At 73.6% G+C, this 24,555-nt stretch carries 30 protein-coding genes, 1 pseudogene and 1 riboswitch; of the genes and pseudogenes, 15 read left to right on the top strand and 16 right to left on the bottom strand.

Annotated features, from left to right (window positions below; all coding sequences use genetic code 11):
- Nucleotides 1-94, top strand: a pseudogene (locus tag ACFYOS_RS24565) (phytochelatin synthase); the annotation flags it as partial.
- 77 nt (nt 95-171) lie between these two features.
- Here the strand turns inward: ACFYOS_RS24565 and dusB are convergent.
- From dusB to ACFYOS_RS24545, 4 genes are all read right to left on the bottom strand, one after another.
- A complete protein-coding gene (gene dusB, locus ACFYOS_RS24560; protein WP_387145972.1) occupies nt 172-1,344 on the bottom strand; it encodes a tRNA dihydrouridine synthase DusB in 1,173 nt (390 codons plus the stop codon).
- 51 nt (nt 1,345-1,395) lie between these two features.
- Complete coding sequence (locus ACFYOS_RS24555; RefSeq protein WP_387145969.1) at nt 1,396-2,775, bottom strand: glycine--tRNA ligase; 1,380 nt, start codon at nt 2,773-2,775, stop codon at nt 1,396-1,398.
- Nucleotides 2,776-2,892: 117 nt separating this feature from the next.
- On the bottom strand, nt 2,893-3,453 hold the full coding sequence (locus tag ACFYOS_RS24550) for a hypothetical protein (protein ID WP_387145966.1): 561 nt from the start codon (nt 3,451-3,453) through the stop codon (nt 2,893-2,895).
- Between the two features lie 25 nt (nt 3,454-3,478).
- Nucleotides 3,479-3,820, bottom strand: a complete 342-nt coding sequence (locus ACFYOS_RS24545) for an antibiotic biosynthesis monooxygenase family protein (RefSeq protein ID WP_387145963.1) — start codon at nt 3,818-3,820, stop codon at nt 3,479-3,481.
- Nucleotides 3,821-3,847: 27 nt separating this feature from the next.
- Between ACFYOS_RS24545 and ACFYOS_RS24540 the strand changes: the two genes are divergently transcribed.
- The 8 genes from ACFYOS_RS24540 (at nt 3,848) to ACFYOS_RS24505 (ending at nt 8,332) form a co-directional block, all read left to right on the top strand.
- On the top strand, nt 3,848-4,105 hold the full coding sequence (locus ACFYOS_RS24540; protein ID WP_387145960.1) for a DUF6703 family protein: 258 nt from the start codon (nt 3,848-3,850) through the stop codon (nt 4,103-4,105).
- A 74-nt stretch (nt 4,106-4,179) separates the two neighbouring features.
- Nucleotides 4,180-5,121, top strand: a complete 942-nt coding sequence (locus ACFYOS_RS24535) for a metal ABC transporter substrate-binding protein (RefSeq protein WP_387145957.1) — start codon at nt 4,180-4,182, stop codon at nt 5,119-5,121.
- Nucleotides 5,118-5,879 (top strand): metal ABC transporter ATP-binding protein, encoded by a 762-nt coding sequence (locus tag ACFYOS_RS24530; RefSeq protein WP_387145954.1) that lies wholly within the window; start codon nt 5,118-5,120, stop codon nt 5,877-5,879. The genes ACFYOS_RS24535 and ACFYOS_RS24530 overlap by 4 nt, the downstream gene beginning before the upstream one ends.
- Nucleotides 5,879-6,763 (top strand): metal ABC transporter permease, encoded by an 885-nt coding sequence (locus tag ACFYOS_RS24525; RefSeq protein WP_387145952.1) that lies wholly within the window; start codon nt 5,879-5,881, stop codon nt 6,761-6,763. Before ACFYOS_RS24530 ends, ACFYOS_RS24525 begins: the two co-directional genes overlap by 1 nt.
- Before the next feature lie 44 nt (nt 6,764-6,807).
- On the top strand, nt 6,808-7,110 hold the full coding sequence (locus tag ACFYOS_RS24520) for an ArsR/SmtB family transcription factor (protein WP_387145949.1): 303 nt from the start codon (nt 6,808-6,810) through the stop codon (nt 7,108-7,110).
- Nucleotides 7,107-7,499, top strand: coding sequence for a Fur family transcriptional regulator (locus ACFYOS_RS24515; RefSeq protein ID WP_387145947.1), 393 nt, complete (start codon nt 7,107-7,109; stop codon nt 7,497-7,499). The genes ACFYOS_RS24520 and ACFYOS_RS24515 overlap by 4 nt, the downstream gene beginning before the upstream one ends.
- Nucleotides 7,500-7,546: 47 nt before the next feature.
- On the top strand, nt 7,547-8,152 hold the full coding sequence (locus tag ACFYOS_RS24510) for a hypothetical protein (protein ID WP_387145944.1): 606 nt from the start codon (nt 7,547-7,549) through the stop codon (nt 8,150-8,152).
- 9 nt (nt 8,153-8,161) lie between these two features.
- Nucleotides 8,162-8,332 (top strand): hypothetical protein, encoded by a 171-nt coding sequence (locus tag ACFYOS_RS24505; RefSeq protein WP_387145942.1) that lies wholly within the window; start codon nt 8,162-8,164, stop codon nt 8,330-8,332.
- 41 nt (nt 8,333-8,373) lie between these two features.
- Here ACFYOS_RS24505 and ACFYOS_RS24500 read toward each other — a convergent pair whose 3' ends face one another.
- The 5 genes from ACFYOS_RS24500 to ACFYOS_RS24480 form a co-directional block, all read right to left on the bottom strand.
- A complete protein-coding gene (locus tag ACFYOS_RS24500; protein WP_387145939.1) occupies nt 8,374-10,440 on the bottom strand; it encodes an acyl-CoA dehydrogenase family protein in 2,067 nt (688 codons plus the stop codon).
- A 120-nt stretch (nt 10,441-10,560) separates the two neighbouring features.
- Nucleotides 10,561-11,064, bottom strand: coding sequence for a DUF6328 family protein (locus ACFYOS_RS24495; protein WP_387145936.1), 504 nt, complete (start codon nt 11,062-11,064; stop codon nt 10,561-10,563).
- A gap of 150 nt (nt 11,065-11,214) precedes the next feature.
- Nucleotides 11,215-11,964, bottom strand: a complete 750-nt coding sequence (locus tag ACFYOS_RS24490; RefSeq protein ID WP_387145933.1) for a sugar isomerase domain-containing protein — start codon at nt 11,962-11,964, stop codon at nt 11,215-11,217.
- Entirely contained in the window at nt 11,961-12,773 is an 813-nt protein-coding gene (locus ACFYOS_RS24485) for an aminoglycoside N(3)-acetyltransferase (RefSeq protein ID WP_387145930.1), read from the bottom strand. Before ACFYOS_RS24485 ends, ACFYOS_RS24490 begins: the two co-directional genes overlap by 4 nt.
- On the bottom strand, nt 12,770-13,594 hold the full coding sequence (locus tag ACFYOS_RS24480; RefSeq protein WP_387145927.1) for an alpha/beta fold hydrolase: 825 nt from the start codon (nt 13,592-13,594) through the stop codon (nt 12,770-12,772). The genes ACFYOS_RS24485 and ACFYOS_RS24480 overlap by 4 nt, the downstream gene beginning before the upstream one ends.
- Nucleotides 13,595-13,683: 89 nt before the next feature.
- Nucleotides 13,684-13,791: riboswitch (TPP riboswitch) on the top strand.
- A gap of 74 nt (nt 13,792-13,865) precedes the next feature.
- Between ACFYOS_RS24480 and ACFYOS_RS24475 the strand changes: the two genes are divergently transcribed.
- From ACFYOS_RS24475 to ACFYOS_RS24465, 3 genes are all read left to right on the top strand, one after another.
- Nucleotides 13,866-14,450 (top strand): ECF transporter S component, encoded by a 585-nt coding sequence (locus tag ACFYOS_RS24475; protein ID WP_387145924.1) that lies wholly within the window; start codon nt 13,866-13,868, stop codon nt 14,448-14,450.
- Between the two features lie 99 nt (nt 14,451-14,549).
- On the top strand, nt 14,550-15,977 hold the full coding sequence (locus tag ACFYOS_RS24470) for an ABC transporter ATP-binding protein (protein ID WP_387145921.1): 1,428 nt from the start codon (nt 14,550-14,552) through the stop codon (nt 15,975-15,977).
- Complete coding sequence (locus tag ACFYOS_RS24465) at nt 15,974-16,774, top strand: energy-coupling factor transporter transmembrane component T family protein (RefSeq protein ID WP_387145918.1); 801 nt, start codon at nt 15,974-15,976, stop codon at nt 16,772-16,774. The genes ACFYOS_RS24470 and ACFYOS_RS24465 overlap by 4 nt, the downstream gene beginning before the upstream one ends.
- Nucleotides 16,775-16,833: 59 nt before the next feature.
- On the opposite strand, the gene ACFYOS_RS24460 is transcribed toward ACFYOS_RS24465, so the two are convergent.
- The gene (locus ACFYOS_RS24460) at nt 16,834-17,070 is read right to left on the bottom strand and encodes a hypothetical protein (RefSeq protein WP_387145915.1); all 237 of its coding nucleotides are present in this window, start codon (nt 17,068-17,070) and stop codon (nt 16,834-16,836) included.
- Nucleotides 17,071-17,312: 242 nt separating this feature from the next.
- Here ACFYOS_RS24460 and ACFYOS_RS24455 point away from each other — a divergent pair, with 242 nt between their 5' ends.
- Both ACFYOS_RS24455 and gndA read left to right on the top strand, forming a co-directional pair.
- Entirely contained in the window at nt 17,313-17,609 is a 297-nt protein-coding gene (locus ACFYOS_RS24455) for an MTH1187 family thiamine-binding protein (protein ID WP_387145912.1), read from the top strand.
- Nucleotides 17,610-17,717: 108 nt separating this feature from the next.
- Nucleotides 17,718-19,160, top strand: coding sequence for an NADP-dependent phosphogluconate dehydrogenase (gene gndA / locus ACFYOS_RS24450; protein WP_387145909.1), 1,443 nt, complete (start codon nt 17,718-17,720; stop codon nt 19,158-19,160).
- Nucleotides 19,161-19,163: 3 nt separating this feature from the next.
- On the opposite strand, the gene ACFYOS_RS24445 is transcribed toward gndA, so the two are convergent.
- The 5 genes from ACFYOS_RS24445 to recO all read right to left on the bottom strand — a co-directional run bounded on the left by ACFYOS_RS24445 (nt 19,164) and on the right by recO (nt 22,234).
- Nucleotides 19,164-19,934, bottom strand: coding sequence for a pirin family protein (locus ACFYOS_RS24445; RefSeq protein WP_387145906.1), 771 nt, complete (start codon nt 19,932-19,934; stop codon nt 19,164-19,166).
- Nucleotides 19,931-20,155 (bottom strand): thioredoxin reductase, encoded by a 225-nt coding sequence (locus ACFYOS_RS24440; protein ID WP_387145903.1) that lies wholly within the window; start codon nt 20,153-20,155, stop codon nt 19,931-19,933. Before ACFYOS_RS24440 ends, ACFYOS_RS24445 begins: the two co-directional genes overlap by 4 nt.
- A gap of 139 nt (nt 20,156-20,294) precedes the next feature.
- Entirely contained in the window at nt 20,295-20,480 is a 186-nt protein-coding gene (locus tag ACFYOS_RS24435; protein WP_363880164.1) for a hypothetical protein, read from the bottom strand.
- Nucleotides 20,481-20,549: 69 nt separating this feature from the next.
- A complete protein-coding gene (locus tag ACFYOS_RS24430; RefSeq protein WP_387145899.1) occupies nt 20,550-21,326 on the bottom strand; it encodes an isoprenyl transferase in 777 nt (258 codons plus the stop codon).
- Between the two features lie 32 nt (nt 21,327-21,358).
- On the bottom strand, nt 21,359-22,234 hold the full coding sequence (gene recO / locus ACFYOS_RS24425; RefSeq protein ID WP_387145895.1) for a DNA repair protein RecO: 876 nt from the start codon (nt 22,232-22,234) through the stop codon (nt 21,359-21,361).
- Between the two features lie 102 nt (nt 22,235-22,336).
- Here recO and ACFYOS_RS24420 point away from each other — a divergent pair, with 102 nt between their 5' ends.
- Complete coding sequence (locus tag ACFYOS_RS24420) at nt 22,337-23,134, top strand: DUF4097 domain-containing protein (protein ID WP_387145892.1); 798 nt, start codon at nt 22,337-22,339, stop codon at nt 23,132-23,134.
- 81 nt (nt 23,135-23,215) lie between these two features.
- On the opposite strand, the gene ACFYOS_RS24415 is transcribed toward ACFYOS_RS24420, so the two are convergent.
- Nucleotides 23,216-24,379, bottom strand: coding sequence for an acyltransferase (locus tag ACFYOS_RS24415; RefSeq protein ID WP_387145888.1), 1,164 nt, complete (start codon nt 24,377-24,379; stop codon nt 23,216-23,218).
- Nucleotides 24,380-24,555 lie beyond the last annotated feature (176 nt).

The following is a 24,555-nucleotide window of genomic DNA, read 5'->3' as shown; positions in this document are numbered from 1 at the left end:
CGCGGACTCGGCCGACCCGAACATGGCCTCCTACCGCATCAGCGTCGACCACCTCGCCGACTGGATCGCCACCCGCGGCTACAGCACCTCCTGACGATCCACGGCAACAAACCCGCACAACCACGAAGGGCCCGACCCCCACAAGGGGTCGGGCCCTTCGACGTACCTGGGTCAGCCGCCGGAGTCGTCCAGCTCGGCGCCGTCCGGCGGGGTGTCGTCGTCGCGGCTGGCCAGCCAGCCGTCGGGGAGGAAGACCTTGCCCGGCGAGTTGGTCCGGCCGCGCGGCTGGCCCAGGTTCTCGACCGGGAACGGCACCTCCGGTTCCAGCTTGCCGAGCAGGTCGTCGAGCTGCACCAGGCTGTCGATCATCGCCAGGGAGCGGCGCAGCTCGCTACCGATCGGGAAGCCCTTGAGGTACCAGGCGACGTGCTTGCGGAAGTCGGTGCAGCCATCCCGCTCGCCCCGGGCCGGGTTGCGGGCGCCGGCCACGAACTGCTCGACCAACAGCTCGGCGTGCCGGCGCATGGTCACCGCCACCTCGCCGAGGGTGGGCAGCCGCCGCTCGGTCCGGCCGTTGAAGGCGGCCTCCAGGTCGGCGAAGAGCCACGGCCGGCCCAGGCAGCCGCGCCCGATCACCACGCCGTCGGCACCGGTGTGGGCGACCATCCGCAGCGCGTCGTCGGCCTCCCAGATGTCGCCATTGCCGAGCACCGGCACGTCGAGCGCCTGCTTGAGGGTGGCGATCGCGTCCCAGTCGGCGATGCCCGAGTAGCGCTGGGCGGCCGTACGCCCGTGCAGGGCGACCGCCGCGACGCCGGCGTCCTGGGCGGCCAGCCCGGCCTCGACGTACGTCAGGTGGTCGTCGTCGATGCCCTTGCGCATCTTGACGGTGACCGGCACCCCGGCGGGTGACGCGGCGTCCACCGCGGCCTTGACCAGCCGGGCGAAGAGCCGGCGCCGCCACGGCAGGGCCGACCCGCCGCCGCGCCGGGTGACCTTGGGGACCGGGCAGCCGAAGTTGAGGTCGATGTGATCGGCGAGGTCCTGCTCCACCACGATCCGCACGGCGGCCGCGGTGATCTCCGGGTCGGTGCCGTAGAGCTGGAGGCTGCGCGGCTGCTCCTCCTCGCCGAAGGCGATCATGCGCAGCGTCTTCGGGTTCCGCTCGACCAGCGCCCGGGTGGTGATCATCTCGCAGACGTAGATGCCGCCGCCCTGCTCCCGGCAGAGCCGGCGGAAGCCGACGTTGGTGATGCCGGCCATCGGCGCGAGCACGACCGGCGGCCACACCTGGTGCCGCCCGACGGTCAACGGGCGCAGCGCGGGCAGGGTCGGGGCGGTCACCGGACAAGTGTACGGGGCCCCGACCAGCGCGGTCGGGGCCCCGTGACCGGCTCAGCAGCCGGGCAGGCGCTCGATCAGGTAGCGCTCGACCTGGTCCAGCGAGATGCGCTCCTGGGCCATGGTGTCGCGGTTCCGCACGGTCACCGCGTTGTCGTCGAGGGTGTCGAAGTCGACGGTGACGCAGAACGGGGTGCCGATCTCGTCCTGCCGGCGGTAGCGGCGGCCGATCGCCTGCGAGTCGTCGAACTCGACCACCCAGCGCTTGCGCAGGTCGGCGGCGAGGCCCTTCGCCTTGGGCGAGAGCGCCTCGTTGCGGGACAGCGGCAGCACCGCCACCTTGACCGGGGCCAGCCGCGGGTCGAAGCGCATGACGGTGCGCTTGTCCACGCCGCCCTTGGTGTTCGGGGCCTCGTCCTCGTCGTACGCCTCGAGCAGGAAGGCGAGCACCGCGCGGGTCAGACCGGCGGCCGGCTCGATCACGTACGGGATCCAGCGCTCGCCCTTGGTCTGGTCGAAGTACGACAGGTCCACGCCGGAGTGCTTGCCGTGGGTGGACAGGTCGAAGTCGGTGCGGTTGGCGATGCCCTCCAGCTCGGCGAACTCGGTGCCGCCGAACTGGAACCGGTACTCGATGTCGACGGTGCGCTTCGAGTAGTGGGAGAGCTTCTCCTTGGGGTGCTCGTAGAAGCGCAGGTTCTCCTCGGAGAGGCCCAGGTCGAGGTACCAGTTCCAGCGCTCCCGGAGCCAGTACTCGTGCCATTCCTCGTCGGTGCCCGGCTCGACGAAGAACTCCATCTCCATCTGTTCGAACTCGCGGGTGCGGAAGATGAAGTTGCCCGGGGTGATCTCGTTGCGGAACGACTTGCCGGTCTGCGCGATGCCGAACGGCGGCTTCTTGCGGGCGACCGTCTCCACGTTCTTGTAGTTGACGAAGATGCCCTGGGCGGTCTCCGGGCGCAGGTAGTGCAGGCCCTCCTCGCTCTCCACCGGGCCCAGGTAGGTCTTCATCAGGCCGTTGAACATCTTCGGCTCGGTGAAGGTGCCCTTGTTGCCGCAGTTCGGGCAGTTGATCTCGGCCAGCGAGGTCGGCGGCCGGCCGTGCTTGGCCTCGAACGCCTCCTCGAGGTGGTCGGCGCGGAACCGCTTGTGGCAGGACTGGCACTCGGTCAGCGGGTCGACGAACTCGGCGATGTGGCCGCTGGCCTCCCAGACCTGGCGGGACAGGATGACCGCGGAGTCCAGGCCGACGACGTCGTCGCGCTGCTGGACCATGGTCTTCCACCACTGCCGGCGGACGTTCTCCTTGAGCTCCACGCCGAGCGGACCGTAGTCCCACGCCGACCGGGTGCCCCCGTAGATCTCGCTGGAGGGAAAGACAAAGCCCCGGCGCTTGGCGAGGCTGACGACGGCGTCGATACGGTCGGCTGGCATGTTTCCTCCTACGCCGGCTGGCGGTCGGCGGGGGCGATGTTGGTTATGGAACCGGACGGTTCGGGACAACGGTACGACCACCACGGTCCCCGAACCCAGCAGAATACCGGGGCGCGCTCAGCTCACGCCGCAGACCTCCATGCCGCCCGTCTGCTGATCCGGCGCCAGGGTCACCGTCTGGGCCTCGCGCTTGCCGCCGGCGAGGGTCACGTCCACCGGCACGGTCAGCGTCTGCGGGTCGACCTTGCCCACCCGGTAGCCGGAGATCTGCGGCTCGGTGGCCACCCGCTGCTCGAACTCCCCGCGGGACTCGCGCCGCCGGGCGTCGTCGCAGAGCTGGTCGTACGCCTTGGACCAGTCCTTCTCGACGAGGGCCTGGTAGTAGTCGTCGGTGACCGCCCGGCCCTGCTCCTCGACGGCCTGGACGTTGCTCACCGCCAGCCCGACCACAGCCGCGCCGCCCCCGCCGCAGCAGAGCAGCACGGCGAGCGCGCCGACGCCGAGGCCGAGCCAGAGCCGGGCCCGGCCGCCCTCGGTGGGCGGGGCGGCGAACGGCGGGGCGACCCCGGGGCCGGGCGGCGGTGCGGGGACGCCGGGCTCGGCCGGCGGGCCCGGTACCGCCGGCCCGTCGGACGGCACGGGATGCGGGGGTGGGGCGGCCGGGCCGGGTGCGGTCATACGGCAGAGGGTAGTGCCCCCGGACTCAGCGGTAAGGACCTGCGGCCCGATCACTGGCGACGACGACGATCTCGCCCTCCGGCGCGGCACTGGCGAGTGTCTCGTAGGCGGAGGGCTCGTCCACCGACTGGGCGAGCAACGGGACCGCGGTGACCTTGACGTCGAAGCCGCCCAGCGCCCGCCGGTACGCCCCGACCGACTCCCACTCGGTGAGCAGGCACCAGTTGGTCGGGTCGTCCAGCGCCCGCAGCAGCTCCCCACGCAGGTAGCCGGGCCGGGCGGCGAGCGCGGCGAGCGCGGCGTGCGCCCGTTCGGTGAAGTCGGGCGCGACCTCGGTGTCCACCACGAACCGGTTGGTGACCAGCACCGGCGTCCTCCTCGTAGAGTTTGTGAAATGCAGAGTACGCAGACTCCCCTGCTGGCCCGGCTGGCCCGGCTCAACCCGACCGTGGTGTTCCTGGCCACGCTGGTCCTGGTGCTGGTGGGGCTCTTCGCCCCCGGCCCGATGGGCGGCGCGCTGTTGCTGCTGTTGGCGGCGATGCTGGTGTGGCTGATGGCGGTCACCTGGTCGGTGCAGGCGCCGGCGACCCGGGTGCTGCGGCTGGTGATGCTGACGCTGCTGCTCGCGATCGCCCTGGCGAAGCTGATCTGACCCGGGCCGACCCGCGCTGACATGCAATCATGCGTTTTTGACAATCAATTTCGTTATCGCGGACAGTTGACGGCATGACCGTCCGCACCGCCGTACGCGCCCTCGCCGCCGCCACCGCCGCCGTGCTCACCCTCGGCGGCGCGGCCGCCTGCTCCACCGACGGGTCGGCCGACGCCGACCCGAATCGGGTCGACGTGGTGGTCGCCTTCTACCCGTTGCAGTTCCTGGCCGAGCGGATCGGCGGCGACACGGTGAAGGTGACCAACCTGGCCAAGCCCGGCGCCGAGCCGCACGACCTGGAGCTCAACCCGCGCCAGGTCGGCCAGCTCACCGACGCGGAGCTGATCGTCTACCTCGCCGGGTTCCAGCCGGCCGTCGACGAGGCGGTCGCCCAGAACGCCGGCGACCGGGCCTTCGACGTCGCCGCCGTGCAGCCGCTGCGGGACGCGGCGGACGGCGGACACCGGCACGAGGGCGAGGCCGGGCACGAGGAGGAGACCGGCGGCAAGGACCCACACGTCTGGCTCGACCCGACCCGGCTGGCCACCATCGCGGACCGGCTCGCCGAGCGGCTCGGCAAGGCCGACCCGGACCGGGCCGCCGACTTCACCGCCCGGGCCAAGGCGCTCCGCGCCGACCTGGAGCGGCTCGATGCCGACTACACGCAGGGCCTGAAGACCTGCCAGCGCCGGGAGATCGTGGCCAGCCACACCGCCTTCGGCTACCTGGCCGCCCGCTACCAGCTCGAACAGGTCGGCATCACCGGCCTCAGCCCGGACGCCGAGCCCGCCCCGCAGCACCTCGCCGAGGTGGCGGCGGAGGCCCGGGAGCACCACGCCACCACCATCTTCTTCGAGACGCTGGTCAGCCCGAAGGTCGCCGAGACCGTGGCCCGGGAGATCGGGGCGAAGACCGCCGTGCTCGACCCGATCGAGGGCCCGCCGGCCGACGGCGACTACCTCTCGGCGATGCATACCAACCTCCAGACCCTGCGGACCGCCTTGGACTGCTCATGACCGCACCCGTGATCCAGGTCGCGCACGCCGCCGTCGGCTACGACGGCCGGGCGGTGCTGCGGGACGTCTCGCTCACCGTCACCGCCGGCGAGGTGGTCGCCGTGCTCGGCGCCAACGGCTCCGGCAAGTCCACCCTGATCCGCGCCGTGCTGGGCCTGGTGCCGCTCGGCGCCGGGTCGGTCACCCTCTTCGGCGCCCCGCAGCGCCGCTTCCGGCAGTGGCACCGCATCGGGTACGTCCCGCAGCGACTCGGCGCGGGCAGCGGCGTACCGGCCACGGTGGGCGAGGTAGTGGCCTCAGGCCGGCTGGCCCGCCGGGGCGTGCTGCGTCCGGCGGGGCGGGCCGACCGCGCGGCGGTCGCCGCGGCGCTCGACGCGGTCGGGCTCGCCGATCGGGCCGGCGACCCGGTGGCCACCCTCTCCGGCGGCCAGCAGCAGCGCACCCTGATCGCCCGGGCCCTCGCCGGCCAGCCGGAACTGCTGGTGCTGGACGAGCCGACCGCCGGGGTGGACGCGGCCAGCCAGGAGGCGTTCGCCGCCGCGCTGCACGGCTTCGTCGCCGGCGGCGGCACGGTCCTGCTGGTCGCCCACGAACTGGGGCCGCTGCGCCCGCTGATCAGCCGCGCGGTCGTCGTACACCAGGGCGGCATCTGCCACGACGGCCCGGTGCCGGAGCCGGCCGGGCACCATGCCGAGCCGGGCCACGACCACGTGCACCCGCACTGCGACGAGGAGCCCGCCGGGCTGTGGAGCATGTGATGGACCTCTTCCAGTACGACTTCATGCTGCGCGCCCTGGTCGGCGCGCTGGTCATCGGGCTGGCCGCCCCGGCGCTCGGCATCTATCTGGTGCAGCGGCGGTTGGCGCTGATCGGCGACGGCATCGGGCATGTGGCGCTCACCGGCGTCGGCGCCGGGCTGCTGCTCAACCGCTCCCCCGTGCTGGTCGCGGTGCTCGCGGCGACGCTCGGCGCGGTCGTCATCGAGGTGGTCCGCTCCCGCGGGCGCACCTCCGGCGACCTGGCCCTGGCACTGCTGTTCTACGGGGGCATCGCCGGCGGCGTGATGCTGGTGGGGCTCTCCGACGCCAGCAGCGCGTCGCTCAACTCGTACCTCTTCGGGTCGCTGACCACGACGTCGGTGGGTGACCTGACCACCATCCTGGTGCTCGGCGTGGCGATCCTGGTGGTCATGCTGGCGCTGCGCCCGGCGCTCTTCGCGGTCTGCCACGACGAGGAGTACGCCCGGGTCTCCGGCCTGCCGGTCCGGGCACTCAACCTGCTGCTCGCGGTGACCACCGCGGTGACCGTGACCATCGCCATGCGGGCCGTCGGGGTACTGCTGATCAGCGCGCTGATGGTGGTGCCGGTGGCGACCGCGCAACAGGTGACCCGGGGCTTCCGGGGCACCATGGCGGCGGCGATGGCGCTGGGCCTCTTCGCCGCCGGCGCGGGCGTCGTCGTGGCGGCCACCGCCGACACCGCGCCCGGTGCCTCGGTGGTGCTGCTGGCCATCGCCTCGTTCCTGGTGGTCGCGCTGGCCGCCGCCGGCTGGCGGGCGCTGCGCCGGCGGTCCCGCCCGGCCGCCGGGCCGGCGGTCGAGCCGGTCGCCGACCCGCCGGAGCACGAGGTCGCCCTCCGGTGAACCGCCCCCGGCCCGGTTCTGCTGGCATTGGTTACCGTTACGGGGTGACCGCCGCGAACGGGTACGACGCCTTCGAGGGCGCAGGCGACCTCCTGCGCGCGCTGTCGGCGCCCATCCGACTGGCCATCGTCAGCGAGTTGGCCGCGGGCGAGCGCTGCGTGCACGAGCTGGTGGAGAAGCTCGGCGCCCCGCAGCCGCTGGTCTCCCAGCACCTGCGGGTGCTGCGCGGCGCGGGCGTGGTCCGGGGCTCCCGGCGCGGGCGCGAGATCGCGTACGCCCTGGTGGACGAGCACGTCGCGCACATCGTCGCGGACGCGGTCAGCCACGCCGGGGAGGGGCCCTCATGACCGAGGCGGCGCAGCGGAACACGCGGCAGCGGACGGCGGTGAGCGCGCTGCTGGCCGAGGTGGAGGGCTTCCACAGCGCGCAGGACCTGCACGCCATGCTGCGCCAGCGCGGCGACCGGGTCGGCCTGACCACCGTCTACCGGACGTTGCAGGGGCTCGCCGACGCCGGCGAGATCGACGTGATGCGCCCGCCCGGCGGGGAGCATCTCTACCGGCGGTGCAGCGAGGGCCATCACCACCACCTGGTCTGCCGGGACTGCGGGCGGACCGTGGAGGTCGCCGGACCGGCGGTGGAGAGCTGGGCCGACCGGGTCGCCGCCGAGCACGGGTACGCCCAGGTCAGCCACACCCTGGAGATCTTCGGCAGCTGCCCGGCCTGCGCCCGCTGAGCATCCTCACCGTGCCACCGCGGCCGGACCGTGGCACGCTGTCCGGCGTGAAGATCTACGCTGATCGTTTTCCGACCGCCCTCCGTCAGCTCCTCACCGATCTGCTCGTGGTCGTCTGGGTCTACGCGGCGATCCGCTTCGCGCTCTGGCTGCACGACCTGATCGAAAAGCTCGCCGTACCCGGACAGAAGCTGGAGGGAGCGGGCGCCGGCCTCGCCGACAACCTCGCCGAGGCCGGCGGCAAGGTCGGCCGGGTGCCGCTGGTCGGCGACGAGCTGACCGCCCCTTTCACCAACGCCGCCGACGCGGCCCGGGCGGTCGCCGAGGCGGGCCGCGACCAGCAGGAGCTGGTCGGTCAGCTGGCCCTCGGGCTGAGCATCGCGGTGCTGGTCTTCCCGCTCGGCCTGGTGCTCTTCGGCTGGCTGCCGCTGCGGGTGCGCTGGATGCGCCGGGCCGGCGCGGCGAAGGCCCTGGCCGCCGCCCCCGCCGGGCGGGACCTGCTGGCCCTGCGCGCGCTGGCTGGGCAGCCGCTCGGCCGGCTGACCCGAATCGCCCCGGACGTGGCGGAGGCGTGGCGGCGCGGCGACGACGCGACCGTCGACGCGCTCGCCGCACTGGAGCTGCGCAGACTCGGCCTGAGGGCGGGCCGCTAAGGTGTGGCGGTGCTGTACTTCCTGATCGTCGTCGCGGTCCTGCTGCTGATCTACGCGGGCGTCCTGGTGAGCTTCGTCCGCAAGGGCCGCAAGATCCCGCCGGCCGCGTACCTGGTGCTGGCCGGGCTGAACGGGCTCATCCTGGCCGGCGTGATCGCCTGGGCGATCGTGAGCCGCTGACACCCCCTCCCCATGCCGCACGCCGTCGCGAACGCGCGGCGTCAGCCAGCCGGTGGGATCCGACGGCGGACGTCCTCGGCCGTGGACGGGCCGGGCTGCCAGCGGGCCACCCACGGCTGGCCCGCCGGCGGGGTGGCCACGCCCTCCTCCAAGGCGGCGTACCGGCCGGCGAGGATCCGCTTCGCCGCCGCCACGTCGAGCGAGTCGGTGTTGGACCAGAGCCCGGTGAACAGCTCGTCGATCCGGAGCCGGGCCTGCCGGCAGAACAGGTCGGCCAGCTCCAGGTTCTCCGGGTGCTCGGCCCGTTCGGCGACCGCTCGTACGCAGACCGCGGACATCGCGAACAGCTCCGCGCCGATGTCCACCACCCGGCCGAGGAACGCCTGCTTGCGCTCCATCTTTCCCTGCCAGCGGGACATCGCGTAGAAGGTCGACCGGGCCAGCTTGCGGGAGGTCCGCTCGACGTGCCGCAGGTGGCCGGCGAGCGGCCCGAACTCGGCGTACGCCCGGGGTGCCTGGCCCTTGCCGACGGCGAGCGTGGGGAGCCACTTCGCGTAGAACACGCCGGCCCGGGCGCCCGCCCTGGCCTTGCGGCCCAGCCCGGCGTCCGGGTCGATGATGTCGCCGGCCACCGAGAGGTGCGCGTCGACCGCCTCCCGGGCGATCAGCAGGTGCATGATCTCGGTGGACCCCTCGAAGATCCGGTTGATCCGCAGGTCGCGCAGGATCTGCTCGGCGGCGGCCGGCCGCTCACCCCGGGCCGCCAGGGACTCGGCGGTCTCGTAGCCCCGCCCGCCCCGGATCTGGATCAGCTCGTCGGCGATCTTCCAGGCCATCTCGCTGGCGTAGAGCTTCACCAGCGCGGCCTCGATCCGGATGTCGTTGCGGTCGTCGTCGGCGAGCAGGCAGGAGAGGTCGAGCATGCTCTCCATGCCGTACGTGGTGGCGGCGATGAAGGCCAACTTCTTGGCGACCGCCTCGTGCTCGCCGACCGGCCGTCCCCACTGGACCCGGTCGGCGGCCCACTCCCGGGCCACGTTGAGCGACCACTTGCCGGCGCCGACGCACATGGCCGGCAGCGAGAGCCGCCCGGTGTTCAGCGTGGTCAGGGCGATCTTCAGACCCTTCCCCTCGCCGCCGATCACGTTCTCCGTGGGCACGAAGACGTCGTGGAACCGGGTGAGGCTGTTCTCCAGGCCGCGCAGGCCGACGAAGGCGTTGCGCCGCTCCACGGTGATGCCCTGGCTGTCGCCCTCCACCACGAAGGCGGTGATGCCGCCGCGCCGCCCCTCGGCGGCCGGCACCCGGGCCATCACCACCAGCAGGGTGGCGACCGTGCCGTTGGTGGCCCAGAGTTTCACCCCGTTGAGCGTGTAGCCGGTGCCGTCCGGGGTGGGCTCGGCGATGGTGGCGAGCCGGGCCGGGTCGGAGCCGACGTCGGGCTCGGTGAGCAGGAACGCGGAGACCTCGCCGGCGGCCAGTCGGGGCAGGAAGCGCTGCTTCTGCTCCGGCGTGCCGAACATCTTCAGCGGCTGCGGCACGCCGATCGACTGGTGCGCGGAGAGCAGCGCGCCGATCGCCGGGTTGACCGAGCCGGCCCGCATCAGTGCCCGGCAGTAGTGCAGATTGCTCAGCCCGAGGCCGCCGTACTTGCGGTCGATCTTCATGCCGAACGCGCCGAGCCGGGCCAACCCGTGGAACACCTCGTCGGGGACGTGCGCGTCGCGCTCGATGGCCGCGCCGTCCACGTCGGCATCCAGGTACGCCCCCAACGCGCCGAGGAACTCCTCGGCCCGGACGACGTCGGCGGGGTCGGACCGCGGCCACGGGTTGATCAGGTCCAGCCGGAACCGGCCGAGGAAGAGTTCCTTGCCGAAGCTGGGCCGGTCCCAGGCCGCCTCGCGGGCCGCCTCGGCGACCTGGCGGGCCTCCTTCTCGGACACCTGGCCGGCCTCCGTGGGCAGCGGCCCGGCCCCGCCCGCCGCGTCGATGGCGGCGGCGGTGCCGGCCGGCGGCTCGGCGTCGTCGATTGGGGCCACCCGACCGGTGGGGCCGCCCGCTCCGGGCGCGTTCCCGGGGTCGGGCCGGCTGTTCTGCGTCGTGGTCACGGCTGCCTCCTGGGGACCTCGGTCCGGCTGCGTCGACGTGCTCGACGACATCGACGTTACTCCCGGGTGTTACCCAGCGGTAGCGTTGCCGCACGTCCGATTTGGCGGGACCGGCGCAGGTCAGTCGCCGGGCAGCACCACCGGGTCGTCGTCCTCGTCGTCGATGTCGTCCTCGCCCCAGTTGCGCCGGGCGAACGGCAGGACCAGCCACAAGGCCAGGAACCAGACCGCGGTGATCGCGGAGAGCACCACGGCGATCGGCCGGCTGAGCACGAAGTCGGTGATGAGCAGGACCGCGCTGACCATCGAGATCAGCATGAACGCCAGCCCGCCGGTGGCCATGTGGTGGGAGAAGCGGACCAGCTCCGGCTTGCGGCCCTGCCGGAACAGCGCCCGATGGAAGGCGACCGGCGAGATGATCATCGCGGCCGCCGCGGCGGCGGACAGCAACGCGATGATGTAGACGTCCTTCTGGAAGGGCGTCGCCCGGGTGAAACCGTTGCTGAACGGCAGGGTGAGCAGGAACGCGAAGAGGATCTGCACGCCGGTCTGCGCCACCCGCAGCTCCTGGAGCAGGTCGGCGAAGTTGCGCTGCCAGCGCTGCTTCTCGGTCTCCTTGGCCACCCACCACCTCCGGGGAAGACGCTACTGCCGGCAGGGACCACCCCGCCGGCAACAACGCTTCTGCCCGCCCCGGACTCGCGGGAAACCGGTTCACCGTGCCGCCCCTCGTTCGCGACTGCGGGGCTCGCAGACCCGGCTCACTCCTCGCGCTCACGCCCCCCGGCGGATCCGGCCGGCGTACCGGGCCTCCAGCTCGGCGTTGTGCTCGTCGCCGCCGGCGATGTTGGCCGACAGGTAGACCGGGGGCCGCTCCCCCGCCGCCAGCAGCCGGGCCACCACCTCCGCCACGATCTGCTGCGCGAGCAGCGCGGCCGTGATCGAGGAGACGGCACCGACCGCGCCCCCGCCGGGGAGCGGCAGGGTGGCGTCGCCGTACGGGGCGCCGTTGTCGAGCACCACGTCGGCGAAGTCGGCGAGCTTGCGCCCGGACGGGTGGCGCGAGGTCATCCGGGCGGAGTGCGCCGCCGAGGTGATCGCGACCAGGGCGTGCCCCCGCTCCTTGACGATCGACGCGAACTCCACCATCGCCCCGTTGACACCGGAGTTGGAGGCGAGCACGAAGACGTCCTGCGGCCGGACCGGGGCCAGTTCGTAGAGGCGGCGCGCCACGGCGGGCTCGCGTTCCAGCTTGGGGCCGAGCACGTCGGCCGGCTCACCCCCGTGCAGGACCAGGTCGCGCAGGGCGATCCGGTTGGTCGGGACCAGCCCGCCGGCCCGGCCGGCGATCTCCATGGCCAGCGCCTCCGAGTGCCCGGTGCCGAACGCGTGGACGACGCCGTCGGCGCGCAGCGACTCGGCGATCAGGTCCGCCGCCCGGCCCACGTTGTCCCGCTGCCCGGCGGCCACCCGACCGATCGTCTCGGTCACCACCGCCAGGTACGCCTCGGCGCTCACTGTCATGCTTGCTCCGTCCGTCGGTTCCGGGCCAGCCAGTCCACCGCGAAGTCGACCGCCGCCCGCTGCCTCATCAACCGGCCCGTGCCGGCACCGACCGGCCCGAGCCGCACCGCGCCGGTCGCCTCCAGGTCGACGCCGAGCCGGGCGAAGTCGCTCTCGTCGAGGACGATGTCCTCCCACCACACCCACTCCCGGTCGCCGTCGGGCGTCAGCACGGCCGCGCCGCAGCGCTGCCGGGGCGGGGTGGGCTGGCGGTACTCGGCCAGGTGCAGCGAGGTGTTGGAACCGTGGTCCACGCCGAGCAGCAGCACGTCGCCGTCGAGGTCGTGGAGCCGGGCCAGCGGTGAGCGCTCGCCGAGCCTGTCGGCGAGCGCGTGGCCGGCGACGATCCGCTCGGCGGCCGGGCCGAGTGCGGCGAAGGAGACCTCCGGGTGGTCGCTGCGCCGGGCGCCCGGCCAGGTGCGGACCAGCTCCGCCAGGGCGCCCATGAACCGGCTCGGCGTGATCGCCGGGTCGAAGCCGGGCATCTCCGACCGGATCACCGGCCACCAGTCCGCCGGCACCGGCGGGTTGCGCCAGGCCGCCGGGTCGCTGTTCTCCGGCGTGTGGGTGGGCACCACGATCGTCCCGTCCGGACCGAGCACGTCGCGCAGGGCGAGCACCACGGCCTGCGGGCCGCCGCAGACGAAGCCGAGCGGGCGCAGCGCGGCGTGCATCAGGACGGTCCCGCCGGGGCGTACGCCGAGGGCGCGGAGCTGGGCGGCGAGCGACGCGCGGGTGTGCGGCCGGGGTGGCCCGGACGTCGCGATCACCCGCCCACCCGGGCGAGGATCGCCTCGGCCAGCGGGCCGGGCGCCTCGTCGGGAATCCAGTGGGTGACGCCGCTGAGCTCGACGAAGCGGTAGTCGCCGACCACGTGGGTGGCACACGCCTCGGCGGCGGTCCGGCCGATCGCGATGTCCCGGTCGCTCCAGACGAACGTGGTCGGCACGGCCACCGGCCCGACGGCCTTCATGTCCGACCCCGACATGGCCCGGTACCAGTTCAGCGCGGCGGTCAGCGTGCCCGGCTCGCGCATCGGGTCGGCGTACCGGGCCACCCGCGCGGCGTCGCCCACCCCGCCGAGCATCCGGCGCAGGGCGGCGGCGCGCAGCGCCAGCAGCACCTTCTCCGCCTTGCCCGGCTTGCGGAACAGCGCGATGTAGGACGAGCGGGCCTTCTGCCGCGGGTCGGTGGCGAGCGCGTGGCCCATCGCCGCCGGGTGCGGCACCGAGACCGCGGTCAGCGTCCGGACCCGCTCCGGGTGGGCCGCCGCGAGGCCCCACGCCACGATCGCGCCCCAGTCGTGCCCGACCAGGTGGGCGGAGGTCACCCCGAGCGCGTCGAGCACGGCGGCCACGTCCGCCACCAGCTCCGGGATCCGGTACGCCTCGACCGCCGTCGGCCGCGCGCCCGGCGAGTAGCCCCGCTGGTCCAGCGCGTACGTGCGCAGCCCGGCGGCGTGCAGCGCGGGCACCACGTCGTCCCACTCACCGCCGTGCTGGGGGAAGCCGTGCAGCAGCAGGACGGGTTCGGCGCCCTCCGGGCCACCGGTGCGTACCTCGAACGTCAGACCTCGCGCGTCGACCCGCATGATCGCCACCCTACCCACCGGGCCCGTCGGCGATCGCCCTGCTGGGCCGCGGACGGGGGTCGGTGCTAGCGTCTGCGTCGAGACAACTTCATATCCGACAGGGGAGCGCACAGCGCTGAGAGTGCGGGCCGGTGCCCGCAGACCCTCGGTACCTGATCTGGGTAATGCCAGCGCAGGGAGTTCGGTCGACCTCCAGCCGCGCCGCCGTCCGGTGATCCGGACGCGGCGTGCGTCTTCTCCTGGTTCCCCCTTGAGAACTGGGAGCTCACCAATGGACAACAACAACCGCTGGCGCACCATCGACATCGTGGTCGCCTCGGTGATCGCGGTCGCCTTCGGCGTCATCTTCTGGGCCTGGGGCCTGGTCTGGGGCGCCACCGACGCCGCCTTCGCCTTCTTCCCGCCGGCGCAGACCCTCATCTACGGCGTCTGGCTGGTGCCGGCCGTCCTCGGCGGCCTGGTCATCCGCAAGCCCGGCGCCTCGCTCTACTGCGAGCTGGTGGCGGCGATCGTCTCCGCGCTGCTCGGCAGCCAGTGGGGCGGCATCGTCATCGTCCAGGGGCTGATGCAGGGCGTCGGCGCGGAGCTGGCCTTCGCCGCGTTCCGCTACCGCTCGTACCGGCTGCCGGCCGCCCTGCTGGCCGGCGCGCTGACCGGCCTGACCGCGGCGATCTTCGACTTCGTGTACTGGAACAAGGCCACCGACCTGGTCAGCTACCGCATCCCGTACGCCCTGCTGACCGTCGTCAGCGCCACGGTCATCGCCGGCCTGGGCAGCGTCTACCTCACCCGTGCCCTGGCCAACACCGGCGTCCTGGACCGCTTCCCCGCCGGCCGCGACCGCGCCACGGTCTGACGCCCCCACCCTCATCGTGTTGATCATGAAGTTGACGGCGATGTGGATCTCTGAAACTGCCGCCAACTTCATGATCATCGGAGGGGAGGGGGTGGCGCGGTGAGCGCGGTGCAGTTGCGGGGGTTCGGGTGGCGGCACGCCGGGCGGAAAGAGTGGGCGGTGCGTGGGGTGGACCTGCGCATCGACCGGGGGGAGCGGGTGCTGCTGCTCGGGCCCTCCGGGGCCGGCAAGAGCACCCTGCTGGCGACGCTCGCCGGACTGCTGCCGGAGGACTCCGGCGAGCAGGAGGGCATCGCCGAGATCGACGGACTCGACCCGCGCAAGGCCCGGGAGCGGGTCGGCATCGTCTTCCAGGACCCGGAGACCCAGCTGGTGATGGCCCGCTGCGGCGACGACGTCGCGTTCGGGCTGGAGAACCGGGGCGTACCCGCCGAGGAGATCTGGCCCCGGGTGGACGAGGCGCTGCGCCGGGTCGGCTTCCCGTACCACCGGGACCGGCCCACCGCGGCCCTCTCCGGCGGCGAGCAGCAGCGGCTCGCCCTGGCCGGGGCGCTCGCCCTGCGCCCGGGGCTGCTGCTGCTCGACGAGCCCACCGCCAACCTCGACCCGGCCGGCGCCACGCTGGTCCGCCGGGCCGTCGCGGACGCCCTCGACGCCGACACCACGCTGATCCTGGTGGAGCACCGGGTGGCCGAGGCGTTGCCGCTGGTGGACCGGGTGGTCGTGCTGGAAGCCGGCGGCGGGGTGCGGGCCGACGGTCCGCCCGACGCGGTCTTCGCCGCGCACGGCGACGCGCTCGCCGCGGCCGGCGTCTGGGTACCGGGCCGCACCGTGCTACCCCGGCACGCCACCGGGACGCCCGGCGACCGGTTGCTCACCGCCGACCGGCTCGGCCTGCCGCCCCGGCTGGCCCCCACCGACCTTCAGGTACGCGCCGGCGAGGCGCTCGCCGTCCTCGGCCCGAACGGCGCCGGCAAGTCCACCCTGGCCCTGCTCCTCGGTGGCCTGCTCCGCCCCGGCACCGGCACGGTCACCGCCACCGGGACGCTGGCCGGCCGGGATGCGCGTACGCCCCCGCACCGCTGGCGGGCACCCGCCCTGGCCCGGCGGATCGGCTCGGTCTTCCAGGACCCGGAGCACCAGTTCGTCACCGGCACCGTCCACGACGAACTGGCACTCGGGCCGCGCCGGACCGGACAGCCCGAACCGGTGGTCCGCGCCACCGTCGACGGCCTGCTGGAGCGGCTCGGCCTGGCCCGGCTGGCCGGGGCCAACCCGTACACCCTCTCCGGCGGCGAGGCGCGGCGGCTGAGCGTGGCGACCGCCCTGGCCACCGCTCCCCGCCTGCTGATCTGCGACGAGCCGACCTTCGGCCAGGACCGGCGGACCTGGCGGGAGCTGGTCGATCTCTTCGCCGAGCTGCGCGACGCCGGCCACGCCGTCGTCGCGGTCACCCACGACCCGGACTTCGTCGCGGCGCTCGCCGACCGCACGGTCACCCTGCCGCGCACCGGGGGTCACCAGTGATCGGCGTCGAACCGGTGGCCGTGCCCGGCGCGCCGCTGGCCCGGCGCAACCCGGTGGCGAAGCTGGCCGCCGCGCTGCTCTTCTCGTTCCTCCTGATCGCCACCCTGGACCCGGTGGCCCCGGCGATCGCCATCGCGGTCGAGCTGGCGGTGCTGCCGCTGTTCGGCATCCGCTACCGGGTGCTGGCCCGGCGGGCCTGGCCGTTGCTGGCCAGCGCCGGCGGCATCCTGGTCACCCTGGTGCTCTTCGCCGCCGACCGGTCCGGCCCGGTGCTGGTCGAGGCCGGCCCGGTCCTGGTCACCCAGGGGGTGCTGGTCACCGCACTGGGCCTGGTGCTGCGCATGCTCGCGGTGGCGCTGCCCGGGATCATCGTCTTCGCCACCACCGACGCCACCGACCTGGCCGACGCGCTGATCCAGAACGCGAAGGCGCCGGCCCGGTTCGCCATCGGCGCGCTGGCCGCGTTCCGGCTGGTGCCGCTCCTCGAACAGGAGTGGCGGATGATCAGCATGGCCCGCCGGGCCCGGGGCGTGGACGCCGGCGGCAACCCGGTGGCCCGGCTGCGACTCTTCGTCTCCACGGCGTTCGCCCTGCTGGTCGGGGCGATCCGGCGGGGCACCCGGCTGGCCGTGGCGATGGACGCCCGTGGCTTCGACGCCGGCACTCCGCGTACGGTCGCCCGCCGGCAGCGCTTCGACCGGGCGGACGGGCTGCTGGTCGCCGGTGCGGTGGTGCTGGCCGGGGCGGCGCTGACGGTCAGCGTCGTGCTGGGCACCTTCCGCCCCCTGATCGGCTGAGCCGGATCGGGGGGTGCCGCGGCGTCGATCGGGCCGCGACACCCCCGACAGCGGCGACCTCAGCTGCGCCGGAAGGCGTAGAACCGGGTCTGGCCGGCGCGCTGGCTGCGCCCGGCGAGGCGGGCGTCACGGCCGGCCGGCGGGCCGGCCTTCGGCGGGGGTGGGCTGTCCGCCCGGTCCGGCAGGGCCACCGGCACCGCCGGTGCCACGGTGAGGGCGTCGAGATCCGTCGGGGTCACGTCCACCAGGGACGGCGACGGCTTGCGGGACTTCTTCGGACTGCGCTTGGCGGGCATACCGCGTACCTCCTGACTGTCGGGCGCCGGGCGCGGCGCGGCGAGCGGGCGAGCTCCGGGCGGTCCGACCAGGAAGACGCCGCGACCGACGCGGCGGGAAGGATGCGGACGCCCGGAGCAGGACGGGTCCGCGGCGCTGCGGGCGGCGGACCAGCTCGAAAGAGGGGCGTCAGTTACGCATGCCGCCACGCTAACCCACCGCCGGCGCCCCCCGCAGCCGATTTACTGGCACGATCGGCGGCATGCTGATCGCGTTCTCGATCACCCCGCTCGGCGTGGGTGAGTCCGTGGGCGACCTGGTCGCCGACGCCGTCCGGGTGGTCCGCGAGTCCGGCCTGCCCAACCGGACCGACGCCATGTTCACCACCGTCGAGGGCGAGTGGGACGAGGTGATGGCGGTGGTGAAGCGGGCCGTGGACGCGGTCGCCGCGCAGGCGCCCCGGGTCAGCCTGGTGCTGAAGGCCGACCTCCGTCCCGGGGTCACCGACGCGATGACCGCGAAGGTCGCCCACGTCGAGGCCCGCCTCGCGGAGGGCTGAGGACACCCCGCCACCGCGCCCTCACCCGGCGTCGACGTCCCGGCCCGGACCCGCACCGGCCGCGATACGGTCGCAGCACGGGCAGCCCGAGGAGAGGTGGCGGTACGCATGGCACAGCAGGCGACGGCGCAGATCGGGGTCACCGGGCTGGCGGTGATGGGCCGCAACCTGGCCCGGAACCTGGCCCGCAACGGCTTCGCCGTGGCGCTGCACAACCGCTCGCCCGAACGCACCCGCCGCCTGATGGCCGAGCACGGCGACGAGGGCACCTTCGTGCCGTCGGAGTCCCTCGCGGACTTCGTCGCCTCGCTGGAGCGGCCCCGCGCGGTGATCGTCATGGTGAAGGCGGGCGCCCCCACGGACGCGGTGATCGACGAACTGGTCCCCCTGCTCGAGGCGGGGGACATCGTGGTCGACTGCGGCAACGCGCACTTCGCCGACACCCGCCGCCGGGAGGAGGCGCTGCGCGGGCACGGGCTGCACTTCGTCGGCACCGGCGTCTCCGGCGGCGAGGAGGGCGCGCTGCACGGCCCGAGCATCATGCCGGGCGGCTCGGCCGAGTCCTACCGGAAGCTCGGCCCGATCTTCGAGAAGATCGCCGCCCAGGTGGACGGCGTCCCGTGCTGCCGGCACATCGGCCCGGACGGCGCCGGCCACTTCGTGAAGATGGTCCACAACGGCATCGAGTACGCCGACATGCAGCTCATCGCCGAGGCGTACGACCTGCTTCGGGCCGGGCTGTCGGCGAGCCCGGCGGAGCTCGCGGAGATCTTCCGGGAGTGGAACGGCGGCGAGCTGGAGTCCTTCCTCATCGAGATCACCGCCGACGTGCTGGCGCACACCGACGCGGCGACCAGCCGGCCCTTCGTCGACGTCGTGCTCGACCAGGCCGAGCAGAAGGGCACCGGCCGGTGGACCGTGCAGAGCGCGCTCGACCTGGGCATCCCGATCACCGGCATCGCCGAGGCCACCTTCGCGCGGTCGCTGTCCGGGCACGCCGACCAGCGGGCCGCCGCCCGCCGCGCCTTCCCCGACGCCGGCGAGAAGTGGCAGGTGGACGACCGGGAGACGTTCGTCGAGGACGTCCGGCGCGCGCTGCTGGCCAGCAAGATCGTCGCGTACGCGCAGGGCTTCGACCACATCCGCGCCGGCAGCCGGGAGTACGACTGGGGCATCGACCTGGGCGGCACGGCCACCATCTGGCGGGGCGGCTGCATCATCCGGGCCCGCTTCCTGGACCGGATCCGGGAGGCGTACGACGCCGAGCCGGAGCTGGCCACGCTGCTGGTGGCCCCGTGGTTCGCCGACCGGGTCGACGCCGGGGTGCCGGGCTGGCGGCGGGTGGTGGCCGACGCGGCCCGGGCGGGCGTGCCGACGCCGGCCTTCTCGTCGTCGCTGGCCTACTTCGACGGCCTGCGCGCCGAGCGGCTGCCGGCCGCGCTGATCCAGGGCCTGCGGGACAACTTCGGGGCGCACACCTACCACCGGGTGGACCGGGAGGGCTCGTTCCACACCCGCTGGGCCGGGGACCGCTCCGAAGTGGAGGCCTGACCCTCAGGCGAGGGTGGCGTGCATCTCCCAGACCAGGATCTCCGCCGGCTCGGTGGCGGCCACCCGCTGGCCGCCGGTCATCGTGATCCGGGCGGCGTCACCCTCGGCGAGCCGTCCGCTGCCCTCCAGCGTCACCGCGCCGGCCGGCACGTACAGGTGCAGGAAGGGCGCGTCCGGGAGGGCCACCTCGTCGCCCGGGCTGAGCCGCGCGGCATGCAGGGTGGCGTACCGGTTCCGGATCCGGATCGCGGACGCGCCGTCGTACCGGTCCATGCCGGAGGCGACCGGGATCAGGCCGCCGCGGAGCAGTTCGTCGCCGATCTCCAGCTGCTCGTAGCCGGGGTCGACGCCCTCGGTGTCGGGGACGACCCACATCTGGACGAAGTGGACGGGGTCCCGGTGCGGGGCCTGACCCTCCAGCCGCCAGGAGTCGTTCTTCTCCGAGTGCAGGATGCCGGTGCCGGCGCTCATCCGCTGGGCCAGCCCCGGATAGATCACGCCGGAGTGGCCGGTGGAGTCCTGGTGCACCAGCGAGCCGCGCAGCACCCAGGTCACGATCTCCATGTCCTGGTGCGGGTGGGTCTCGAAGCCGGTGCCCGGGCGCACCACGTCGTCATTGTTGACCAGCAGCAGTCCGTGATGAGTGTTGGCCGGGTCGTAGTGCCGGGAGAACGAGAACGAGTGCTTCGAATCGAGCCAGGACAGTCGGGTCTTGAACCGGCTGTCGGCCGTCCGGACGTCCACCGAGGGCGTGGGTACCACTGCCGCGGTCACCAGGCACGCTGCCCGGTTTCGGTGGGCGCCCAGGTCAGCGCCGGCTCGCCGGTGCCCGCCAGCTCGGCGATCTCGCCGGAACGCACGCTCGGCACGTGCCCGAACTCGGCGCAGTGCTGCTCGGCGATCTCGGCGCAGATCTCGGCGACCTGCTCGCAGATCGGGCTGCCGAGGTCGGCCGCGTTCAGCGCCATGATCATCTTGTACCGGAGATCCCGCATCCCCACCCCCGTGGCGGGCACGTCCGGGCGGCGCGCCCTGCGCCGATCGTACGCGCGGGCGCCCCGCTCCCGGCCGGAAAGCCGGATGCGGGGCGCCCGCGGGTACGGTCCGCCGCAACGCTGCGGCGGACCGTCGACGTCACCAGAACCGACGACGCTTGGCCTTCTGCGGCCGGAGCATGTCGGCGCCCTTGGCGAGCAGGCGGCTCACCCCGGTCGGGCCGCGACGAGCCTCCAGGGAGTGGCTGAGCCGGCGCGCACCGGCCGCCGCCAGCGGCACGGCGACCGCCATGACCGCCCACTGCGCGATCCGCTTCTGAATCATGTGGGTTCACCTCCGTGATCGGCTGCTGTCCGTACTGGTACCCAGCGCGTCACGTCGATAAGCGTGACCTCAGACTCCCGGGGCCACCGGGTTGGGTAGCGCACCGCCGAAGCGGCGGTCCCGCTGGGCGTAGAGCTCGCAGGCGTACCAGAGGTGACGGCGGTCGAAGTCCGGCCAGAGGGTGTCGAGGAAGATCAGTTCGGCGTACGCGCTCTGCCAGAGCAGGAAGTTGGAGGTGCGCTGCTCGCCGGAGGGGCGCAGGAAGAGGTCCACCTCGGGGACCTCCGGGTGGTAGAGGTAGTTCGAGATGGTCTTCTCGCTGACCTTGCCCGGGTCGAGCTTGCCGGCGGCCACGTCGCGGGCGATCGCGGCGGCGGCGTCGGCGATCTCCGCCTGGCCGCCGTAGTTGACGCAGAACTGCAGGGTCAGCGTCGAGTTGCCCCGGGACATCTCCTCAGCGGTCTGCAGCTCGGAGATCACGCTCTTCCAGAGCCGCCCGGCCCGGCCGGACCAGACCACCCGGACGCCCAGGTCGACGAGCTGGTCCCGGCGGCGACGGATGACGTCCCGGTTGAAGCCCATCAGGAAGCGGACCTCGTCCGGCGAGCGCCGCCAGTTCTCGGTGGAGAAGGCGTACGCCGACAGGTAGGGGATGCCCAGCTCGATCGCGCCCTCGACGGTGTCGAAGAGGCTGTGCTCGCCCTGCTCGTGACCTTTGGTGCGGGGCAGGCCGCGCTCCTTGGCCCAGCGGCCGTTGCCGTCCATGACCACGGCGATGTGCTTCGGCAGCGCGTCGGCCGGCAGGGCCGGCGGCCGGGCACCCGACGGGTGCGGAGTCGGTGGCACCGGCTCACGCCGGACGGCCCTCTTCGATCGGATCACTCGGTCCTCTCCCTGTTCACACCAGCGGCGGCGGGCCCTTCGCCGGCGCGCGGCGGGACCACACCCGGCCCCGCGCCGCCGGGCGGCGGGACCGCGCCGGACGCCGGGGCACCCCGGTCGACCAGCGGCAGCGAGCGTAGCGCGCGCTCCAGGTGCCACTGGAGGTGCGCCGCGACCAGGCCGCTGCACTCCCGGCGTACGCCGGTCTCGGTGGCGTCGGCCAACGCCCAGTCGCCGGTGGTCAGCGCGGACATCAGGTCGACGGTCGCCGGGGCGGGATGGGCGGCGCCGGGCGGGCGGCAGTCCGGGCAGACCACACCCCCGGCCGGCACGGAGAACGCCCGGTGCTTCCCGGGGGTGCCGCAGACCGCGCAGGCGGTCAGCGCCGGCGCCCAGCCGGCGAACGCCATCCCGCGCAGCAGGTACGCGTCGAGCACCAGCGTGGTGGCGTGCTCGCCGCGGGCCAGCGCGCGCAGCGCGCCGAGGGTGAGCTGGAACAGCCGCGTCGACGGCTCGCGCTCGACCGGGGTGAGCCGTTCCGCGGTCTCGGCGATGGCGCTGGCCGCCGTGTAGCGGGGATAGTCGCCGAGGAATCGCTTGCCGTACAGGTCGATGCCCTCGACCTGGCTGATGGTGTGCAGCGAGCTGCCCTGGTTGCCCTTCGGGTCCCCGGCGAGCTGGAGGTCGACGTGCCCGAACGGCTCCAGCCGGGCGCCGAACCTGCTGGTGGTGCGCCGGACACCGCGGGCCACCGCGCGCAGCCGGCCGTGCCGGCGGGTGAGCAGGGTGATGATCCGGTCGGACTCGCCCAGCTTCTGCACGCGCAGCACCACCGCGTCGTCGCGGTAGAGCTGTCGGCGGTACCCGGCCATCGGGCCATTCTCCCTCGGGGTGCGATCTCAGGGTCGGTTCGGGGTGCACGGGCGGACAAACCCCGATGTGTGATCGGGCCGCCCGGCCCTACGGTGCTCACCATGGCTGCACACCCCAAGGCTGCACACCGGACCGCCGTCGCCGTCGGCGCGGCCACCACCCTGATCCTCCTCGCCGGGTGTGACACCCTGTCGTTCCGCCGGCTCGACTACGACAACACCGAGGCCGTGAAGATCACCCGGATCACCGTGCGCCCCGGCGGCTCGGGCGACATCACGGTCCACGCCTCCGGTACCGCCCCGCAGGTACGAATCAAGCGGGTGGTCCGCTACCAGGGCGCCCAGCCCGACACCCGGTACGAGATGAACGGCGACGAGCTGGTCCTCGACACCGACTGCGGCTCCCAGTGCAGCGTCTCCTATGAGGTGACCGCCCCCGAGGGCGTGGCGGTACGCGGCGAGAGCAGCTCCGGCAACGTCGAGCTGACCCAGGTCGGCACGGTGGACTTCACCCTGAGCTCCGGTGACATCAGGGTGAGCGGGGCGCGCGGCGACGTCCGCGCCGCGACCACCTCGGGCAACATCGAGGTGGTCGACGCCGCCGGAGCCGTCCGGCTGCGGGCCAGTTCCGGCGACGTCCAGGCGCGACGGCTGGCCGGCGCGGTGGACGCGGAGGCCACCTCGGGCAACGTCACCGTCGAGCTGGACAAGCCGGCCCCGGTCCGGTTGCGCGCCACCAGCGGCGACATCAACCTGACCGTGCCCGACGACCGGTACCGGGTGCGGGCGAGCGCCGAGTCCGGCGACACCGACCTGGGCGGCGTGAGCGACGACCCGACCGCGTCCCTGCTGCTGGACGTGACCGCCACCAGCGGCAACGTCACCATCACCCGACGCTGACCCACCCGCCCCGCCCGCGAGATTCGCGCAAATTCACGGAAAGAGTGGCCATCCTTCCGCCATGGCCACTCTTTCCGTGCATCAGGCCCCTCGGGTCACGCGCTCGCCGAGCGCGGGACGTGGCGCGGGGACGCGGGGGGCGGCGGGACGGGCGGCTGCCGCGCCGGCGCCGACCAGCTCGGACTCCGCGCCGGCCGGCGCGGGGCTGGCCGGGGCGGCCGCCGCCCGCTCGGCCACCGTCCGCCGGGGCCGGCCGGGGAACAGTTCCGGGGTACGCCGGGCCGCCACGTCCTCCACCCAGCCGACCAGCAGGGTGACCACGCCGACCAGCGCGAAGACCAGCACCACCCGGATGGCGAGGCCCACCGGGTCGCGCGGGGACCAGCCGACCAGGTGGACCAGCGGGGTGAGCGCCACCACGAACGGCATGTGCCACAGGTAGATGGTGAGCGCCCGCCGGTTCAGCAGGGTGACCGCCCCGCTCAGCACCCGGTTGCGGTCGACCCAGGCCGCCTCGGCCGGTGCCCGGCCGATCGCCACCAGGATGAACGCCGCCGACCAGAGCGCGTTGCCGAGGTGGATGTCGTTGAGGTCGTAGCCGCGCGGGCCGGGGTGGGTGAAGATCCAGGTCAGGCCGGCCGCGCCGAGGACCAGCCCGGTGGGCACCAGCACCCGGTTGCGCATCCGGCGCAGCAGGCCGTCGTGGTGGGCGAAGCCGAGCAGCCAGGCGCCGAAGTACAGGCCGAACTCGCGCAGCACGGTCGGGGCGTCCGCGAGGATGCCGAACTCGATCGCCGCGAGCAGCGCGTACGGGGCGAGGAGGGTGGGCAGCGGGGCTCGCCGGAACAGCCAGAGGACGAGCGGCGAGGCGAGCACGAACCACAGGTAGTCCCGTAGGTACCAGATCGGGCTCAGGGCCAGCCCGCCCCAGTGGTTGGCCGGCGGGTCGCTGACCGGGAAGAGCCAGAGCAGCACCTTCGGGGTGAGCGGCAGCCCGGTGAGCAGCATGGCCGGCACGAAGACCGCGGCGAGCACCCAGAGCGACGGCAGCAGGCGACGCAGCCGGCGCCGCACGGCCGGTACGCCGGTCCGGTCCAGCGAGGCGGCCATCAGCGAACCGGCGAGGGCGAACATCACCGACATGGCCGGGAACACCAGCGCGAGCGCGGCGTAGCCCGTCACGTGATAGACGACGACTCGGACGATGGCCAGGAAGCGGAGCAGGTCCAGGTATCGGTTTCGCATCAGCCTGCATCTATGTCCGGGGGCGGGTTCAACGTTCCCCTACCCTCCGACCGGCCGCGGCGAAACGAGCAACAGGCGGGGGTCAAAAGTGAAACTTCCCATAAAGCCGGCCGATTGCGACCAGCCCGGCTAGGCCCCCTAAAACGCGCACCGCCGGCCCCGGGAGCCGGGACCGG

Origin of the sequence: Micromonospora sp. NPDC005806, from assembly GCF_042871425.1 — a bacterium.
Lineage (GTDB): Bacteria > Actinomycetota > Actinomycetes > Mycobacteriales > Micromonosporaceae > Micromonospora.
This window is presented reverse-complemented; position numbering and strand designations above follow the sequence as displayed.

Excerpts from the sequence above, each read along its gene's own strand:
- ACFYOS_RS24515 (WP_387145947.1), top strand. The coding sequence starts at position 7,107 with ATGACCGAGGCGGCGCAGCGGAACACGCGGCAGCGGACGGCGGTGAGC.
- ACFYOS_RS24490 (WP_387145933.1), bottom strand. The coding sequence starts at position 11,964 with ATGACAGTGAGCGCCGAGGCGTACCTGGCGGTGGTGACCGAGACGATC.
- ACFYOS_RS24415 (WP_387145888.1), bottom strand. The coding sequence starts at position 24,379 with ATGCGAAACCGATACCTGGACCTGCTCCGCTTCCTGGCCATCGTCCGA.
- ACFYOS_RS24475 (WP_387145924.1), top strand. The coding sequence starts at position 13,866 with ATGGACAACAACAACCGCTGGCGCACCATCGACATCGTGGTCGCCTCG.
- gndA (WP_387145909.1), top strand. The coding sequence starts at position 17,718 with ATGGCACAGCAGGCGACGGCGCAGATCGGGGTCACCGGGCTGGCGGTG.
- ACFYOS_RS24460 (WP_387145915.1), bottom strand. The coding sequence starts at position 17,070 with ATGCCCGCCAAGCGCAGTCCGAAGAAGTCCCGCAAGCCGTCGCCGTCC.
- ACFYOS_RS24525 (WP_387145952.1), top strand. The coding sequence starts at position 5,879 with ATGGACCTCTTCCAGTACGACTTCATGCTGCGCGCCCTGGTCGGCGCG.
- ACFYOS_RS24420 (WP_387145892.1), top strand. The coding sequence starts at position 22,337 with ATGGCTGCACACCCCAAGGCTGCACACCGGACCGCCGTCGCCGTCGGC.
- ACFYOS_RS24480 (WP_387145927.1), bottom strand. The coding sequence starts at position 13,594 with ATGCGGGTCGACGCGCGAGGTCTGACGTTCGAGGTACGCACCGGTGGC.
- ACFYOS_RS24540 (WP_387145960.1), top strand. The coding sequence starts at position 3,848 with ATGCAGAGTACGCAGACTCCCCTGCTGGCCCGGCTGGCCCGGCTCAAC.
- ACFYOS_RS24535 (WP_387145957.1), top strand. The coding sequence starts at position 4,180 with ATGACCGTCCGCACCGCCGTACGCGCCCTCGCCGCCGCCACCGCCGCC.
- recO (WP_387145895.1), bottom strand. The coding sequence starts at position 22,234 with ATGGCCGGGTACCGCCGACAGCTCTACCGCGACGACGCGGTGGTGCTG.
- ACFYOS_RS24550 (WP_387145966.1), bottom strand. The coding sequence starts at position 3,453 with ATGACCGCACCCGGCCCGGCCGCCCCACCCCCGCATCCCGTGCCGTCC.
- ACFYOS_RS24455 (WP_387145912.1), top strand. The coding sequence starts at position 17,313 with ATGCTGATCGCGTTCTCGATCACCCCGCTCGGCGTGGGTGAGTCCGTG.
- ACFYOS_RS24440 (WP_387145903.1), bottom strand. The coding sequence starts at position 20,155 with ATGCGGGATCTCCGGTACAAGATGATCATGGCGCTGAACGCGGCCGAC.
- ACFYOS_RS24555 (WP_387145969.1), bottom strand. The coding sequence starts at position 2,775 with ATGCCAGCCGACCGTATCGACGCCGTCGTCAGCCTCGCCAAGCGCCGG.
- ACFYOS_RS24435 (WP_363880164.1), bottom strand. The coding sequence starts at position 20,480 with ATGATTCAGAAGCGGATCGCGCAGTGGGCGGTCATGGCGGTCGCCGTG.
- ACFYOS_RS24530 (WP_387145954.1), top strand. The coding sequence starts at position 5,118 with ATGACCGCACCCGTGATCCAGGTCGCGCACGCCGCCGTCGGCTACGAC.